General features: G+C 61.8%; 12 protein-coding genes. 3 read left to right on the top strand and 9 right to left on the bottom strand.

The genetic code is table 11. The features are described 5' to 3' along the window. Position 1 precedes the first annotated feature (1 nt). Together ACA062_RS12980 and ACA062_RS12975 are read right to left on the bottom strand one after the other, a co-directional pair. The gene (locus ACA062_RS12980; RefSeq protein WP_497456726.1) at positions 2 to 670 is read right to left on the bottom strand and encodes an ABC transporter ATP-binding protein; all 669 of its coding nucleotides are present in this window, start codon (positions 668 to 670) and stop codon (positions 2 to 4) included. Between the two features lie 193 nt (positions 671 to 863). Then, on the bottom strand, positions 864 to 1,670 hold the full coding sequence (locus tag ACA062_RS12975) for a class I SAM-dependent methyltransferase (protein WP_497456725.1): 807 nt from the start codon (positions 1,668 to 1,670) through the stop codon (positions 864 to 866). Between the two features lie 447 nt (positions 1,671 to 2,117). Here ACA062_RS12975 and ACA062_RS12970 point away from each other — a divergent pair, with 447 nt between their 5' ends. Further along, positions 2,118 to 2,504: a hypothetical protein gene (locus ACA062_RS12970; RefSeq protein WP_497456724.1), complete on the top strand. Its 387-nt coding sequence runs from the start codon at positions 2,118 to 2,120 to the stop codon at positions 2,502 to 2,504. Here ACA062_RS12970 and ACA062_RS12965 read toward each other — a convergent pair. The 7 genes from ACA062_RS12965 to relB form a co-directional block, all read right to left on the bottom strand. Next, entirely contained in the window at positions 2,495 to 3,925 is a 1,431-nt protein-coding gene (locus ACA062_RS12965; RefSeq protein ID WP_497456723.1) for a sigma-54-dependent transcriptional regulator, read from the bottom strand. The genes ACA062_RS12970 and ACA062_RS12965 overlap by 10 nt on opposite strands. Next, the gene (locus ACA062_RS12960; protein WP_497456722.1) at positions 3,894 to 5,390 is read right to left on the bottom strand and encodes a sensor histidine kinase; all 1,497 of its coding nucleotides are present in this window, start codon (positions 5,388 to 5,390) and stop codon (positions 3,894 to 3,896) included. Before ACA062_RS12960 ends, ACA062_RS12965 begins: the two co-directional genes overlap by 32 nt. Positions 5,391 to 5,492: 102 nt before the next feature. Beyond that, positions 5,493 to 6,524 (bottom strand): SCO family protein, encoded by a 1,032-nt coding sequence (locus ACA062_RS12955; protein ID WP_497456721.1) that lies wholly within the window; start codon positions 6,522 to 6,524, stop codon positions 5,493 to 5,495. Further along, complete coding sequence (locus tag ACA062_RS12950; protein WP_497456720.1) at positions 6,521 to 9,328, bottom strand: multicopper oxidase domain-containing protein; 2,808 nt, start codon at positions 9,326 to 9,328, stop codon at positions 6,521 to 6,523. Before ACA062_RS12950 ends, ACA062_RS12955 begins: the two co-directional genes overlap by 4 nt. Positions 9,329 to 9,509: 181 nt before the next feature. Beyond that, positions 9,510 to 10,958 (bottom strand): sensor histidine kinase, encoded by a 1,449-nt coding sequence (locus ACA062_RS12945; RefSeq protein ID WP_497456719.1) that lies wholly within the window; start codon positions 10,956 to 10,958, stop codon positions 9,510 to 9,512. A 293-nt stretch (positions 10,959 to 11,251) separates the two neighbouring features. Then, entirely contained in the window at positions 11,252 to 11,485 is a 234-nt protein-coding gene (locus ACA062_RS12940) for a type II toxin-antitoxin system RelE/ParE family toxin (RefSeq protein WP_497457408.1), read from the bottom strand. Continuing rightward, positions 11,470 to 11,700 (bottom strand): type II toxin-antitoxin system RelB family antitoxin, encoded by a 231-nt coding sequence (relB, locus tag ACA062_RS12935; RefSeq protein ID WP_497456718.1) that lies wholly within the window; start codon positions 11,698 to 11,700, stop codon positions 11,470 to 11,472. The genes ACA062_RS12940 and relB overlap by 16 nt, the downstream gene beginning before the upstream one ends. 424 nt (positions 11,701 to 12,124) lie before the next feature. Between relB and ACA062_RS12930 the strand changes: the two genes are divergently transcribed. Together ACA062_RS12930 and ACA062_RS12925 are read left to right on the top strand one after the other, a co-directional pair. Beyond that, positions 12,125 to 13,471 carry a hypothetical protein gene (locus ACA062_RS12930; RefSeq protein WP_497456717.1) on the top strand — a complete coding sequence of 449 codons (1,347 nt, stop codon included), beginning with the start codon at positions 12,125 to 12,127 and terminating at the stop codon, positions 13,469 to 13,471. 35 nt (positions 13,472 to 13,506) lie between these two features. Then, positions 13,507 to 15,741 (top strand): Ig-like domain-containing protein, encoded by a 2,235-nt coding sequence (locus ACA062_RS12925; RefSeq protein ID WP_497456716.1) that lies wholly within the window; start codon positions 13,507 to 13,509, stop codon positions 15,739 to 15,741. Positions 15,742 to 15,762: the final 21 nt, after the last annotated feature.

Genomic DNA, 15,762 nt, shown 5'->3' with positions numbered 1-15,762 from the left:
TTCAGCGCTCGTCCGCGCCAGCCAGACGGCCACCCTGCAGCACCACTTTCTCCGCCAGTCGCGCCGCGACCCGGGGGCTGTGGGTGACCATCAACAAGGTTGTGGGGCTGTCGTCGAGCAGTTCCAGCAACAACTTCAACACTTCGTCGCTGGTGGCTTCATCAAGGCTGCCGGTAGGTTCGTCGGCCAGCAGCAGTTTTGGTTGCGATGCCAGCGCCCGGCCCAGCGCCACCCGCTGCTGTTGCCCGCCGGACAATTGCTCCGGATAACGCCGCAGCAGATCAGCCAACCCCAGACGCTGCACCAGATGCGCCTGCCAACGCGGATCATGGCGCCCCGCCAGCCGTGCCTGAAACGCCAGATTGTCTTCCACGCGCAAGCTGCCGATCAGGTTGAACTGCTGGAACACCAGGCCGATTTCCGTCCGCCGCCAGTTCGCCAGTTGCCCTTCGCTCATCTGTTCCAGGCGATGCCCGCCGCTGATGATGCTGCCGCGATCGACCTTGTCCAACCCGGCGATCAAGTGCAGCAAGGTGCTCTTGCCACTGCCCGACTCGCCCATCAACGCCAGGCTGCTGCCCGGTTTCAAGCTCAGGTCGACGCCTTGCAGCACCGGCAATGGACCCTGGGGAGTGGCGTAGCTTTTGAAGACGCCTTGGACCGACAGCATGGGGGCAGGCTCGTTGAGGTCAGTGGGCCTAGGATAGCGGACGGCAGAGGCACCGCGTTATCGTTCTTCGCGGGCAAGCCCGCTCCCACAAGACCGCGTCGTTCGCCGAGTAGGTGAACGGACACAATACCTGTGGGAGCGGGCTTGCCCGCGATGGCGTCAGTGGCAGCTACACATAATTCAGCTCAGACACTCAACCCTTCACCCCCACCAACGTAAAACACAACGGCAACTGCGCCTTCTGCTGTTGATACCGGTCATAAAGTTCCTCGCGGTTGGAATGCGGGTACTCCTTGAAGTGACTGATCCGCAGCCCGGCGTCGATGGCGCCGGTGAAGATCGCGCCCAAGGTATGCACGAACCAGTAGGACGCCGCGCAGGGCTGTTCGACTTTGCCTTCGTAAACGATCGGCTGTTCCTGCACGAAGGGTTCGCGGCGAAAGTACGAGCTGTCCAGGCGATAGGGATCGGTTGCCTCGGGGTCGAACATTTCCAGAAACGGATGGGTTTCATACACCACCAGGCTGCCGCCAGGCTTGAGGGTTTGCGCGACATGGCGGAAGAATGAGCCGATGTCCGGCATCCAGTTCAAGACGCCGATGGTGATCAGCGCCACGTCGAAACGCTCGTGAAGTTCGCCCGGCAGATGATGGATGTCGGCCTCGATAAATTCAGGCGCATGGGGCGAATGGGACGCCAGCTCCCGCGCCTGATCGAGAAAGGCTGCGGACTGGTCGACGCCGACCACGCTGCGGGCACCCAGCGCAAACAGCGAAAGGCTTTCGCGTCCGTTGTTGCAGCCCAGTTGCACCACATCCTTGCCATCGACGCCGACCTGCTCCAGCAAAACGGTCAGGGTCTCGTCCAGGCAGGAAAAATTCCCACGGCCCACGGCACTCAAAATGGCCTGCCACTCAGGGGCGTCCTTGTGGTGTCGGGCGGAGTCATTCCAGGCATCGCGGTTGCTGGCGATGGCGTTTTCTTTTGTCGGCACTTCCATTGCACACTCCAGAACTCGGGTCTTGATTGGCCGGCACGAGTCTAGGGGGCGTTCTCAATTAGTTTCCCCACCGCGTTGTCGCCTTAAAGCGGGCCAGGCAAGGCGCAGGCCGCTGGGAATGGTTGTTCCCTTTCCAAGGCCTGCAACGCAGCCTGGCCCGCTTTAAGGCACAACCCGAAGGGCCGGGCCTGCTGTTGTGCAGGGCTGCGTTGCTCGAAGCTTATTTGGAATGACCAAACCACGCTTCTCGCGCCTTGCCCTGCACAACAGCAGACCCGGCGCGGAGGGGAAACTAATTGAGAACGCCCCCTAGATCAGCGTTTTGAAAAAACCCATTTGGCGTTTGTTGCGATCTTGTAATCCAGGCAGCGCGAACGTGTGCCCGCAGGACAGCTATAGTTAATGACCTTGGGGAAATGCGGGACTACCGATTTCGCAGGTGTAACCATGAACAAAACCGATCTGACGCTAGCGTTCGCTTTCTGCCTGACCGCCGCCGCCCATGCGGACGACCTGACCCCCACCACCGATTACAGCAGCGAGTTCAACTATTACGGCGAGAACCAACCCTTCGCCCATCCCGTTCCGCCGTCCCTGAGCACGGTGCCGCCGCGGTCGTATATCCCGACGGCCCCGAGGGATTTCATTCCGATTGCGAGCCAGCATGTGTTCTATGATTCACGATTACCCACAGTCGCGGATGCCACCGTGCGGGTGTTCATCCGCTCCTACGATGCGGAACGCGGCGTCTACGTCAACGAAGAAGTACTTGACCCCACCTGCCTGCTCGCCTGCCTCAGCCGCCCGGAACAGGCATCCGAGGTCTACCACTGACGCTTGTCCGGGCGTGCCAGGCCGAGTTTTTCGATCCGGTAACGCAGCATGTCGCGGCTCAGGCCCAGCAGCCGTGCGGACTTGGTGACGTTCCAATCGGTCTTGTCGAGCATCTTGCGCACCATGTCGCGCTCCACTTCCGGCAGGTTCATCGACTCGGTGCCGTTGTAGGCCGGACGCGGCTCGTTGTGTTGGGGTTCCTGCTGGTACGCCAGCGGCTCGTCCACCAGGCTCAGGCACACGTTCAACTGGTGGGTGGCAATGGTGTCGCTCTGGGCCAGCAGCACGGTCTGCTCCAGCATGTTGCGCAACTCGCGCACGTTGCCCGGCCAGCTGTAGTTGAGCAGCAACTCTTCGGCCTGGTCGCTGAAATGCATGTTCGGCTTGCCATAGCGTTTGCCATGGGCCGCCAGGAAATGCCGGGCCAGCACCAGGATGTCTTCGCCACGGGCATACAGGCGCGGCACCTTGATCGAGATGATGCGCAAGCGGAAGAACAGGTCGCGGCGGAACTTGCCCTGCTGGACCATCTGTTCGAGGTTGCAGTTGGTGGCGCTGATCACCCGCAAATCGACTTTGCGCTCCTTCACCGAACCGACCCGGCGAATGGTCCGGTCTTCCAGCAACTTCAACAGTTTGGCTTGCAGCAACAGGTCCATTTCCCCGACTTCGTCGAGAAACAGCGTACCGCCATCGGCCGCTTCCACCAGCCCGACACGACGGTCCTTGGCGTCGGTGAAGGCGCCCTTCTCGTGACCGAACAGTTCCGACTCCACCAGGTTGGAGGGAATCGACGCGCAGTTGAATTCTATGAACGGGCCTTTGCTGCGCGGACCGTCGAAGTGCAGCGCCCGGGCCACCAGTTCCTTGCCGGTGCCGGTCTCGCCTTCGACGAGTACCGGCGGCAGATCGGTGTTGGCCATCCGCCGCTCGGCGTCGAGCAACTGGCCGATGGTGTTTTTCAGATACTGCATGGGCGCCGAATCGCCGATCAAGGCCTGCACCCCGGACTTCTGCGCTTCGCGTTCCTGATAGAACGACAGCGTGCGTTCCATCCGTTCGGTGGCCAGGGCCTTGTCCAGCAACAGCTTGAGCTCCGGCAGGGCCACCGGCTTGGTGACGTAATGGAACGCGCCCTCTTTCATCGCCGTCACGGCATCTTCGACGTTGCCGTAACCGGTCATCATGATCACTTTCAGGTCCGGCGCGCTGATGCGCAGCTTCTGGATCAGGTCGTGACCGCTCATGCCCGGCAGCGAATTATCGGTGAGCACCACATCAGGCACGAACGTGCTCAATTGCTCCAGTGCATCCTCGGCCGAGTGGCAGACTGTCACCTCGAAGTCTTTGCGCTCCAGATAGGTCTGAATATTCTCGGCGAGGAGTTCATCATCCTCGACCAGCAGTATGCTGCGCTCCATATTCCCCTCCCGTTGCCACTATAAAGTTGAGACTGACGCGGGTTCCTTCCTGCTCCCGGCTGGTCAGTTCGACCGAGCCGTCGAAACGCTCCATTATTCGTTTGACCAGGGCCAGGCCTACGCCCAACCCGCCTTGTTTGGTGGTGAAAAACGGCTTGAACACCATTTGTTGTTGCTGCGGGTTCATGCCCTTGCCGGTGTCGCTCAGGGTCATGCACACCCGCCCGGGCTGCGGCGACTCGATATCGATACTGAGCACACCGCCCTTGGGCATGGCTTCCAGGGCATTGGCAAACAGGCTGTTGAGAATCTGCGTGAGCAATACCTTTTGGCTGACAATAAGCGGACAAGCCTGTGGCGTGAAACGCACCTCGACACCGTAGCGCTTGATCAGCGCGTCGAAGGCACCCCGGGTGTCGTCGATGGCCAGCACCAGGTCCACTGTTTCATCGTCGTCATTCACTGGCCGCAACGACATCAGCAGTTCCCGGACCCAGCGTGACATGCGATCGACCTGGTTGATGATGTCGCCAATGTTCTTCTGCGCGCCCAGGCTGGCGATGTCCTGGGCCAGTTCGGCACTGGAACGTATGTTCGCCAGCGGATTGCGCAGGCTGTGAGCCACCGCCGAGGACATTTCCCCCAGGGCAACAAAGGTCTCGTTGCTGATCAGCTGTTTCTGCTGGCTCTCGAGCAGCTTGGCCGCACGCCGCACTATCCAGAACAACGCCAGGTAAATCGCAGCGCCGCCCAGCACGGTCGCCAGCCAGATGGCCTTGAAACCGCGCTGGATGCGCGCCACCAGATCCACCGGTTCCTTGTAAATTTCCACCATGGCGATCACTTGGCTTTTGTCGGCATTGAACATCGGGATGTAGTTCTCGATGAACAGGTATTCGGGCTCGCGCAGCAATCGCTGCTCGGGGCGTTCCTCGACAATTTCGTGGTAACTGGTGGACACCGCCTCCTTCATGTCGAAGGACTCATCCAGCTCTTCATCGTCTTCAATGCGCACGCCGATCAACTCGGGGTTGGTCGACCAGACGACGGTACGGTCCAGGGCATACACCGTGGCCAGCAGCAGGTCGGGCAAATGCTCCACATGATCGAGAAACTCGATGCGCGCGGCGGCTCGGGTCGCCGGTTCGACGTCGGGATACGCCTGGTCCTGGCGCGGATCGAGCATTTCGCCCATGGTTCGGTTCGGGCTGATCGAAGCATGGCGGATTTCGGCCTCACCCATGGCCTGAATGAACTGCGCGGTCAGTATGGAATCGCGTTCGACACTCTCGGTCACCACGAATCGCGTGGAAACAGAGCCCAACCCCAGCGCCACGGCAGCGATGATGAAAAAGCTGCCGAAGGAGAACCAGCGCAGCAAATTGAACGGCCCACGCCTGCCCTTGCGTCCTGTAGCCGGCGTCGGCAACGACGCAGCTGTAGTGTGTTGTTTCAATATCTGCATGGGAGGGTCCTGGATGCTTGCATCAAGCCTTTTCAGCCGTGTTTCGAATCAGTGTAGGTGGCATTGTTCGAGGCTGATGGTGTCATTGATATTATTTGGCCGCTACTGCGTTTGCACCGCCTGCAACGGCTGCTGCCGCTCGGTTTCTTCCTGCAAAAAAGCCAGGATGGACTGCGCCGCGTTCTCATCCAGACGCAGGTTGGGCATCGGTATCTTGTCGAAGCGCTCAAACAACTCCATCGCGATCGGGTCCTTTTCGGCCAGCATACGGTCCGGCTCGCGAATCCAGCGCGCCAGCCAGGCCGGCGCTCGCTGGCGAGTGACGCCGATCAGGTCGGGACCGATGCTGCGCATGCCGATGCCTTGCCCGTCCTGCGGGCCGAGGCTGTGGCATGAGGCACAGCGGGTGCGAAATAATTCTTCGCCGCTGCTGGGCGGCCGGAGCTCAGGTGCATTGGCATAGCTTTGCTCGACGCTGGGCTGCTTCCAGTTCTGCAAGGTGTTGGCCAACTGATCGGCCAGAATCCACGGGTTCTCGAAGGGCGAGGCTTTCATCCAGCGGCCCGTGGCCTGGTTGCCGACGATCAGGCTCAGGTTGTGATCTTTGTTGCGTCCGTTGTCGACGCCTTCGATGAACAGCCCGAGCTTGTGCCGCAGTTCGGTGACAGCATCGAAGTCGCCGGTGAGAAATTGCCAGCCCGGCCCGACCTTGAACCGCTGCGCGTAGGCTTTGAGCACCTCGGGCGTGTCGCTGAGCGGATCGATGCTGATGGAATAGAAAAAAATGTCCTTGCCCACCCGGTCCCCGAGCAACTGTTGCACCTGACGCAGGCGTGCGGTTTCCAGCGGGCAGGAATCGCTGCAGGTCGTGAAGATGAAATTGATCACCACCACCTTGTCCCGGATCAGGTCATCGAAGAAATGCACCTGCCGGCCGTCCTGGTCGGTCAGCAGGGTATTGGGGAAATAACTGGCGCCCCAAGGTGTCGCCGCCGCAGTCGGCGCCTCGGCGACCTCGTGGGCCACCAGCAACCGGGTCGCCAGCAGACAGCCGACCAGCATCAGTACCAGGTGCATGCCCAAGGCACGGGAGCGCGGCGTATGCCCGTTCATGTCGGCGCTCTCCCGATTCATTTCTTGACCGGCACTTGCGGGCCGAAGCCATCGCCGGTGCGGAAGGTGGGCAATGCGGCGGAGTTGACGTAACGCACGCCATCCCAGCTCGGCAGCGGCGTCGGCATCAACTGCAATTGCCCCGGTTTCTCGATGTCCCAGCGCAGCAGCATGGAGTTGTCCTCGTGCTGCGTGTTGTGACAGTGCTCCATGTACGTCCCGGCGAATTCGCGGAAGTTGATCGCGAACTCGACACTGTCCAGGCCATCGTCTTCGGAGCCGATGCGGTAGACGTCCTTGCGCGCCCATTTTTCCCATTCCGGCGGAGCCTTGCCGCCGCGACTCAGGATGATCCCCTCCTCAAAGTGCACATGCACCGGGTGGCTCCAGCCCTTGCCGCCGGCCTTGATGTTCCACACTTCCAGGGTGCCGAAACCGGTGACACCGGCATCGGTGGGGCCACTGGCCAACTGAGTCGAAGTGTTCAGGCGACGCGGGTCCATATGGAAACCGAAGCCGCCGTCGGTCTTGACCGTCCAGGGCGCTTCGTCGGTGCCGTCCGAGCGCCCGTAAGTGAAGGTGCGGTGACGGGCCTTGGCCAGCAGCGCCTTGTCGGCGACGTTATCGCGATGAATCTTCAGCGGGATCATCACCTTGCCTTCGGCCTTGCCCGGTTTGGCGGGTTCATAGGCGGCCGGGTCCATGGCCAGGTCCTGACCGGTGTAGGCCTTGACGTTGAGCTGCAAGACTTTGCCCACGGCCGGGTCGCCCTTGTCCCACTGCGGGCCTTTGCTGCTTTGCTTGATCACCGCCAGGTATTTTTCCGAGAGCACATCACCCAGGGAAACGGGCTCTTTTGGCCCCTTGCCGTCGTCATGCACCAGCAGGTTGACGAAGAACAGTTTGTCTCCGGGCTTGATCCCGTTTTTCGCGAAGTTGACGATGATGTCGAAGCGTTCGGCGATGCCCTGGGTGGGCAGGATCGCATTGTGATTCTGTTTATTGCCATCGGCATCCAGGTCCATGCTGCCGTCGAACGGCACGCTGTGTTCCATGATGTTGCCGTCGTTGGCAATCATGTGGAACGGCACCCGACTGTAGGAGACCCCGGCGTTTTTCGGGCCGGGGAATTCACCGCTGCTGCCCTTGACCTCGCGCACGAGGGCCAGCTTGAAGTAACGCGACACCGAGCCGTTGAGGATACGAAACCGATAGCTGCGGGCGCGCACGTCCAGGATCGGTTTCCACTGCCAGTTCACCAGTATCTGATCACCGAGAAAGCCATCGGTGTTGAACGGGTTGAACCAGAGTTGGCCGCCCTGATCCCAGGCCTTGTCGGCAATCACCAGGTTGACGTCGTAGTCGCGATTGCCCCACGGCAAGCCGCTGCCGCTGGGCAAACGCAGGTTGACGCCGTCGTTCACCGCTTCGTTGCCACGGTCCAGGGCGCTGTAGTAGTTCATCATCGCCGCATTGCCCTTGTAGACGTTCTGCGCGGTGAAATCGAGCATGTGATCGTGGAACCAGTGGGTGCTCATGGTTTCGCGCCAGTCGCCACGGATCTTGATGGTGCCGTGGTCGCACGTCTTGCGACCGGGGTTCATGTCATTGACCCAGAGGGTTTCCCCCGGCGAACACGGGAAGGCCGCACGCGGGTCTTCGGCGCGGGTATTGATGCTGTCGTAACCGGCCAGCTGGATTGGCCAGCGGTAGTCGTAATACTGCCCCGGGAAGAAAAACGCGTTGGCGTAACCGTCGCTTTCCGCCGGTGCGTGACCGTTGTGTTCGTGGGTACTGATGGTGTGCAAGCCGAAGCCCATGTTGGCCGCCGGATCGATGGGCAAGCCGTTGTAATGGCGCATCAGCACCGGCTGACCGTAACGCACCATCAGTAATTTTGGGGGCAAGGTGCCGTCGAAGGTCCAGACCGAGTTGTGGTTCTGCACCGGCATGTTCGGGTGAAAGCGCGCATCGACGCCTTTGGCGGTGCCCTCGGTCAGCGGTACACCGGCGGTGTTGTGATAGAGACCTCCGGGACCGAACTCACCCAGTGCATAGCCATGCATCTGGCGACTGTCGCGCAGGCCGCCGTTGGTTCGTGCACCGGTCTGCACGGTCTTGTAGGCCGCTTGCGGGTAGAACTCGTTCCAGCGCTGATGCGACCAACCCTTGCCTGGCGGACGACCTTCGGCGGAAGAGCCGATGTGGCGATTGAGAAAATATTCGATCTGCGCCTGCCACGGATTGCGATCGACCACGTTGGAGAACTGGCTCGGAAATGGCGTCAGTCCCGGTTGGCGCAAGAACGCATCGAGGGCCGCGCCGGGTGGCGCACTGCGGGCCACACTGGTGGGGTCCTGCGCAGGCGCCGGGCCGATCGCCGCCGGTGGAAATCCCAAGGGCGCCGCCGGTGTGGTGGGATCGAGTTTTTCCGGGCCGAACTCTTCGAACAACACCAGTTGCTGAGTAAATGGCTGAGCGCCGAACAGCGGGCTCGGCTTGCCATTGGTGGGGTAATTGAAACTGGTCTGCACCCTGGGCGGCAGGATGTTTTCCTGGCGCGGGGTGTCGCGGCTGCCTTTGACGCCATTGGGCAAATCGAAGGCGTCTTCGTTGGCTTCCGGCATCGTCAGGATGGCGTTCAGCGCGGCCGGTTTATCGGCGGGTTCGTCGTAATATGCCGACGGGTCGGTGGGTTCGGGCTGTCGTTCGTCATCGATGGGGCTGGCATGCAGGCTCGCTGTTCCCAGCGCCATCGTCAGAAGGACGCTCAAAGGCGTCAGGAAGCCAAACCGCTTGAAGGGGAACCGCGCTCTACTGTCCATCACCAGCCGCCTCGAAGTCATGAAGGGGTAATGGTGATTTGCAAGTAGCTCGCCATATTTGTAACTAGTTTTTACAAAGTATTAACACCTGCCAAAACAGTGGCTTATCAACATCAATGTGCCATGACCGGGAAGCGACTGGGGAATGACACCCGCTATCGGGGAAAGTTCACACCCATTTTCAAGTGAGCCGTTTGAACGAAAGACGGACCGTCGTGCCCTCACCCTCGCGGCTTTCCAGAGTCACCGCGCCGCCGAAACGATCCATGATCCGCTTGACCAACACCAGTCCGACCCCCAGGCCACCGCGCTTGGTGGTGTAAAACGGTCGGAAGGCCATATGGCGCTGCTCTTCGTTCATGCCTTTGCCGGTGTCGCTCACGACCACGCAAACGCCGTGGGCATCGGTCGGCTCCAGGGTGATGGTGAGCGTGCCGCCCTTCTCCATCGCCTCCAGTGCATTGGCCAGCAAACTGTTGAGGATCTGCGTCAACTGCACCTGCTGGCTCAGGACCATGGGCGTTTCCCCGGGCTCGAACACGACCAGGACGTTGGCCTTGGCGATCTGCTGCTCGAAGGCCATGAGGCTGTCGTGCAACGCCGCCACCAGATTGACTGGCTCCGCCTCGTCGTTGAGCGGGCGCAAGGATTGCAACAGCTCCCTGACCCATTTCGACATGCGATCGACCTGGCCGATGATGTCGTTGATGTTCTTGTGCGCCGCGCCGCTGTCGAATTCCAGCGCCAGTTCAGCGCTGGAGCGAATGGTCGCCAACGGATTGCGCAGGCTGTGGGCCACCGCCGACGACATCTCGCCCAGGGCGACAAAGGTTTCGTTGGTGATCAGTTGCTGCTGTTGCGCCGCCAGCAGGATCGCGGCCCGGCGCACGATCCAGTACAGCCCCAGGTAAATCAGCCCGCCGCCCAGGGCGGTGGCCAGCCAGATCAATACCAGGCCGCGCTCCATGCGACTGATCAGGTCCTTGGGCTCCTTGTAGATCTCGACCATCGCGGTGACGGTGTCGCCGTCGGCATCGAACAGCGGAATGTAGTTCTCGATGAAGATGTATTCCGGGGGCGTTACGAACTTCTGCTCCATGCGATTGTGGTCGACGTTGTGATAGCTGGCCGACACCGGGGTCTTGGAGGCAAAGGCTTGATCCAGGTCGTCGTCGGTATGGATCGTGGTGCCCATCAATGCCGGGTTCGTCGACCAGATCACCATGCGGTCGGGGGCGTAGATGTTGGCCAGGATCACGTCCGGCAAGTGTTCGATATGGTCGAGGAATTCGCCACGGGCATTGGCCCGGGCCATGGGGTCGACGTCGGGAAAGTCCTTGTCCTTGCGAGGGTCGAGCAACTCGCCCATGGTCCGCACGTTGGGAATCGACACATGGCGTACCTCGGCCGAGGCGATCGCCTGAATGAACTGGGACGTCAGCAAGGCATCACGCTGCACGCTCTCGGTAATCACGAACCGCGTGGACACCGCCCCCAGCGCCACGGCAACCGTGCCGATCACCGCCAGGCTGATCAGCGAAAACCAGCGCAACAAATTGAACGACGGCTTGCGCGAGTGCAGGCGAGTATCGCCCTCCTGCGACTGGAGCGCTTTGGTTGGCATGTTCATGGACGTTGTTCCCGACGATTCCCCTATAGGGTTATAGCCCACTAATGGCCGTTTGCCCCGATGTCGGGTTTTGGGGCGGGTGTTGACCGTGGTGAACCTGAATGGGGTCGAGCTGAAGAAACATGAATACCTGTGGGAGCGGGCTTGCCCGCGATGGCGGCGTGTCAGCCGACTCATCCGTTTACTGACACACCGCTATCGCGGGCAAGCCCGACTCCCACAGGTTTTTGCATTGATTTCGATGAAGTTGCATGCAGGGAGCCGCAACTACGGGAAACTGCCCAGATTTGGAGTCAGGGGTATTCTTGCCTGGCATGCAACACGGCAACGATTTCTATCCGGTCCGTCACTCGATAAACCACCAGGTAGTTGGGATGTACAACAATTTCCCGCGTTCCGGGAACACGGCCAAATCGATAGAGGTAGGGGTGTTGAGGAAGAGCTGATGTAGCGGCTTCAATGGCTTGGTGTAACTCGCTAGCCGCCACAAGGCGGAGATCGCCAATGTAATTCAGGATTTGCCACAGTTCGGCCCGTGCTTCGGGCCGCCACTCCCAGCATCGCGCTTATTGCGCTTTGATTCGATAAGCGCTCGCATATCAGCCATCACCTGGTCATGCGGGATATTCGGGCGCGGGTCATCGAGCGAGGCTTGCACTTTGGCACGGAACCATCGGTCGTAGCTTGCGGCCTGCTCTTCAGTTTCAAACTCTGAAACGATTGGGGAAAGTTCGGCGCTCATATGACCTCCGGGATCTATACGGCAGTCTAATCGGTGTGTGGCCCGCTGTCGTCGCTGGAAAGATGAAGTGCATCTGTGCCAATGCACCCTTGTCATGCGCCGGGCTGACCAGACTTTCTGTCAGGAGCGACCACACTAAACGTCTCGCGTCCGACAGCCAACCCTAAAAGAATGTCAGACGTTTCTCGATTTCTTGAATCTTTTACATATTCCTTACGCTACCACCTCCCCGCTATCCCCACCTGCCCCCAATGCTGGGGACAATGGCCCGCTCGCTCGAGCGAAGGCCTGACGGCGATTGACCGCTACAGGCCCGCGCCCCGGACCTCTCAGGAACGTTTTCGCCGCTTGGTACGGAAGTTGCCGAAGCCCTCTCAACTGACCCATCCCCAAGGGACAGGTACTCTGATAGAGGGCTTAACTCATGCACCCTTTACTGTCCAAAACCGCGGCCGCCCTGGTCGTGAGTGCTCTGGCCCAAGGCATCGCTCAGGCGACGCTGTATGCCGTCGACCCCGGACCTTACCTTCCAGCCAACGGCTCGTTCGCCGCCTGGTATCAGGACACCCACGGTCGAACCCTCGACCTGTGCCTGTCCAAGGCCGTCAGCTCCAGGGCTCCCGGTGCACCCGGTGCGCCGTCGTACATGTGTACGTTGCTGCCGACCCCCGGCGTGTTCGACGACGCACAGCCGATCGTCTTCCCGACCAATTTCCCTGACGAGGCGTTCTGGTTCACCGCCGATGCGGCCATCGTCGACGCCGCCAGAGGCATCGACCTGTCGTTTGGCACCGCCATCGAAGCGGCTTTCGCTGCGGAAGAACCGGTCGAGGGCGACCAGCTCAGCTTCGCCCGGGTGCGCATTCGCATCGATGTGCCCACCGCCGGCACCTACGTCGTCACCCACCCCTATGGCGTCGATGTGTTCAACGTCGACGTGCCCGGGCGGCGGGCGATCAACATGACCCGCGACATCGGCATCGGCTCGCCGAAAACCTATGACGGCGCCCTCAAGGGTGACGTCGGCCCCTTCCTGCGCAGCGTCAACGGCCCCTACACCGAGACCAATCCGCTGACCGGTGCGGCCGAGAAATTCATCGGCGATCCGAACCTCGAAGAGGCCATCACCGGCAGCCCGTTCAACACCAACTTCGTGCGCATCGAAGGGCCCAATGGCCTGGATCTGCGCACCACGCTGTTCAGCATCTCCGGCAAGTTGTCGACGGTCGTGCGGCCGACGCCGATGATCACCCAGCGCAGCACCTACTCGCGAAAAGCCGGTGCCAGCGCGCCGATCGCCCAGCAGGACGTGTTCGTCATGGCGCCCCCGCCGCCGGCGACTGTCGCCGTGACCAGCAACAGCCCGGTGCTGAACATGAGCGAAGCCAACACCGCCGGCAACTGGTACGCGCAGTCCGCGGCCAATCCGAGCTTGCCAAGCACGGTGCAGGTGACCGCCGACAATCACCTGGCGATCCCCACCAGCACACCGACCACCTTGTCCATGGTGTTGACCGACCTGGTGGTGATCCAGCGTGCGGAGTACAGCCTCAGCAGCGGGCAACTGACCCTCGTGGCCTCGACCAGCGACGAAACCTCGCCGCCGGTGCTCACCGCCGCCTCCGCCAGCGGTGCCGCCATCGGCGCCCTCAGTGGCGAAGGCGCGGTGAAAACCCTGGCCACCGGGATCTCGCCGATTCCGCCGGCCAGGGTTCGCGTGACGTCATCCAATGGCGGCAGCGACACCGAAGAAGTGGTCATCGTGCAATGAACGCTCACATGCCCAGATCCTCATCAGGAGGCATCATGAACAATTGGCCACGCCTGGCGCTCAACGCCCTGGGACTGACTTTATCGCTGTCCGGCAGCGCGTTCGCGCAACTCGCCGCCGTCGACCCCGGCCCCTACACCTTTGCCACGGGGAAATTCCCCATGTGGTATCAGGACAACAATCAATTGAAGATGGAACTGTGCCAGTCCCGAGCCGTAAGCTCGCGGGTGCCGGTCACCACTCCACCATCCTTCATGTGCATCCTCGCGGCGGAACCAGGGGTCTACGACGACGCCCAGCCGATGATCTTCCCGGACAACTGGCCAGCGGAAGCCTTCTGGTTCGCGGCGGAGACCGCGATCCCGCAAGTCGGTAACAGCGGGTATGAACTGGAGGTGTATGTGGCCGCGGTCGAGGCCGCATTCGCCTCGGAAAACCCGGTCGATGGCGATCAGCAAAGCTTCGCGCGGATTCGCCTGCGCGTCTCGGTGCCGACCGCCGGGATCTACACCATCACCCACCCTTACGGCGTGGAAACGGTCAACGTCACCGCGCCTGGCAGGCGTGCCATCAACATCACCCGCGACATCGGTATCGGCGCCCCCGGCAATTTCAGCGGGGTGTTGAACGGCAGCATCGGTCCGTTCCTGCGCAGCGTGAATGGTCCCTACACCGAGATGAACCCGGACACCGGGACCGTCGACACGTTCGTCGGTGATCCGAACCTCACCGAGCTGGTCACCGGCAGCCCCAACAGCACCAACTTCGTACGCATCCAGGGACCGGCCGGCACCCTCTTTACCGACCGGTTCACGGTGTCCGGCAAAGTCCTCGACAACCGTGCCCAGACCCCGGTGGAAATCGACCGCGCCACGTACCGGCGCACCGGCACCGGCACGCGGGTCGAAGTCTTTGGTAAATCGGGCAACAGTTCGAGCCTGTGCTTTCGCGAAAGCGTTGCCCTGGTACCCGGCCCACCGCTTTCGCCGTGTCTGATCACCATGACCGGCGACAACAATGGCCTGTTCTTCGGCCAGCGTCAGTTCACCGGCAACGTGCCTGCGGTCGTGGTGGTCACTGCCACCCACCCGACGGGCACAACCCGGCCGACGGCGGTATCCAGCAAGCTCACCGACGTGGTGAAAGTCCAGACCGCGCGCTACAACTGGAGCAATCACAGCCTGCTGATCGAAGCGACATCGACTGACGAAGTGGCGGTGCCGGACATGGTCGCCCAGGGGTACGGACGCCTGTCGAAGACGGGCACCCTGCAACGCCTGACCGTCGCCGATCTGCCGCAGCCACCGGCCACCGTCACGGTCAAATCCGCTGCGGGCGGCAGCGATACCGAGCCGGTCGTGGTGGTCGGCTCGGCCCCGGATACCGGTGAAAACCAGGCGCCATTGGCGGTGGCCGACACCGGCAGTACCAGCTTCGGGGTGCCGATCACCCTCAACCTGCTGGGCAACGACAGCGACCCGGACGGCAACACGCCGCTGAGCATCACCGCATTGACCCAACCGGCCGCCGGCCAGGGCACCGTCGCCTTGAGCGGCACGGCAGCAGTGGTCTACACCCCGCCGGCCGTAGTCAACGCACCGCTGACCACGACCTTCACCTACAAGGCTCAAGACGTCAAAGGCCTGGCCTCGACCGCTCCGGCGACCGTGACCATTACCGTGGCGCCTAACCGGTCTCCGGTGGCCGTGGTCGACAGCATCGCGACCCTGGGCGTGGCGATACCGATCAACGTGCTGGCCAACGACACCGATCCGGAAGGCAACGTGCCCTTGGCCGTCGCCAGCCTGACCCAGCCAGCGGCCGGTCGCGGCACCGTCAGCACTGACGGCACCGTGATCACCTACACCCCACCGGCCACGGTCACGACGGCCTTCACCACGACCTTCACCTACATCGCCAGGGACAGCTTCGGCGCCCTGTCGGCGCCGGCCACGGTCACGGTGCAAGTCTCGCCAAGGCCAGCAGCGGAAACCTTCGCGGTGACCGCGGCCACGGTGACGGCCCGTTCCAACAACCGCTTCAACTGGGACTTCACGGGCACCTCATCGGTAACCACCGGCAACACCATCACCGTCCAGGTGACCACCCCGACCGGGCTGGTAACCCTGGGGACCACCACGGTACCGGTGACCGGACGCTGGCGGCTGACGGTGAGCAACAGCACCACGGTGATCCCGTCGGCGAACCCGACAGCGACCATCCGCTCGTCCCAAGGCACCGTGCGCACGGTCGCCGTTACCGTGCAGTAAGCCCTCGCCCCACCGATCTGG

This window comes from Pseudomonas sp. LBUM1679, assembly GCF_059695565.1.
The sequence above is the reverse complement of the archived record's forward strand: the minus strand, read 5'-3'. Positions and strand labels throughout refer to the sequence as shown.

Coding starts and splice junctions, on each gene's coding strand:
- ACA062_RS12965 (WP_497456723.1), bottom strand. CDS start 3,925: ATGGAGCGCAGCATACTGCTGGTCGAGGATGATGAACTCCTCGCCGAG.
- relB (WP_497456718.1), bottom strand. CDS start 11,700: ATGAGCGCCGAACTTTCCCCAATCGTTTCAGAGTTTGAAACTGAAGAG.
- ACA062_RS12925 (WP_497456716.1), top strand. CDS start 13,507: ATGAACAATTGGCCACGCCTGGCGCTCAACGCCCTGGGACTGACTTTA.
- ACA062_RS12960 (WP_497456722.1), bottom strand. CDS start 5,390: ATGCAGATATTGAAACAACACACTACAGCTGCGTCGTTGCCGACGCCG.
- ACA062_RS12930 (WP_497456717.1), top strand. CDS start 12,125: ATGCACCCTTTACTGTCCAAAACCGCGGCCGCCCTGGTCGTGAGTGCT.
- ACA062_RS12980 (WP_497456726.1), bottom strand. CDS start 670: ATGCTGTCGGTCCAAGGCGTCTTCAAAAGCTACGCCACTCCCCAGGGT.
- ACA062_RS12955 (WP_497456721.1), bottom strand. CDS start 6,524: ATGAATCGGGAGAGCGCCGACATGAACGGGCATACGCCGCGCTCCCGT.
- ACA062_RS12950 (WP_497456720.1), bottom strand. CDS start 9,328: ATGGACAGTAGAGCGCGGTTCCCCTTCAAGCGGTTTGGCTTCCTGACG.
- ACA062_RS12945 (WP_497456719.1), bottom strand. CDS start 10,958: ATGAACATGCCAACCAAAGCGCTCCAGTCGCAGGAGGGCGATACTCGC.
- ACA062_RS12970 (WP_497456724.1), top strand. CDS start 2,118: ATGAACAAAACCGATCTGACGCTAGCGTTCGCTTTCTGCCTGACCGCC.
- ACA062_RS12975 (WP_497456725.1), bottom strand. CDS start 1,670: ATGGAAGTGCCGACAAAAGAAAACGCCATCGCCAGCAACCGCGATGCC.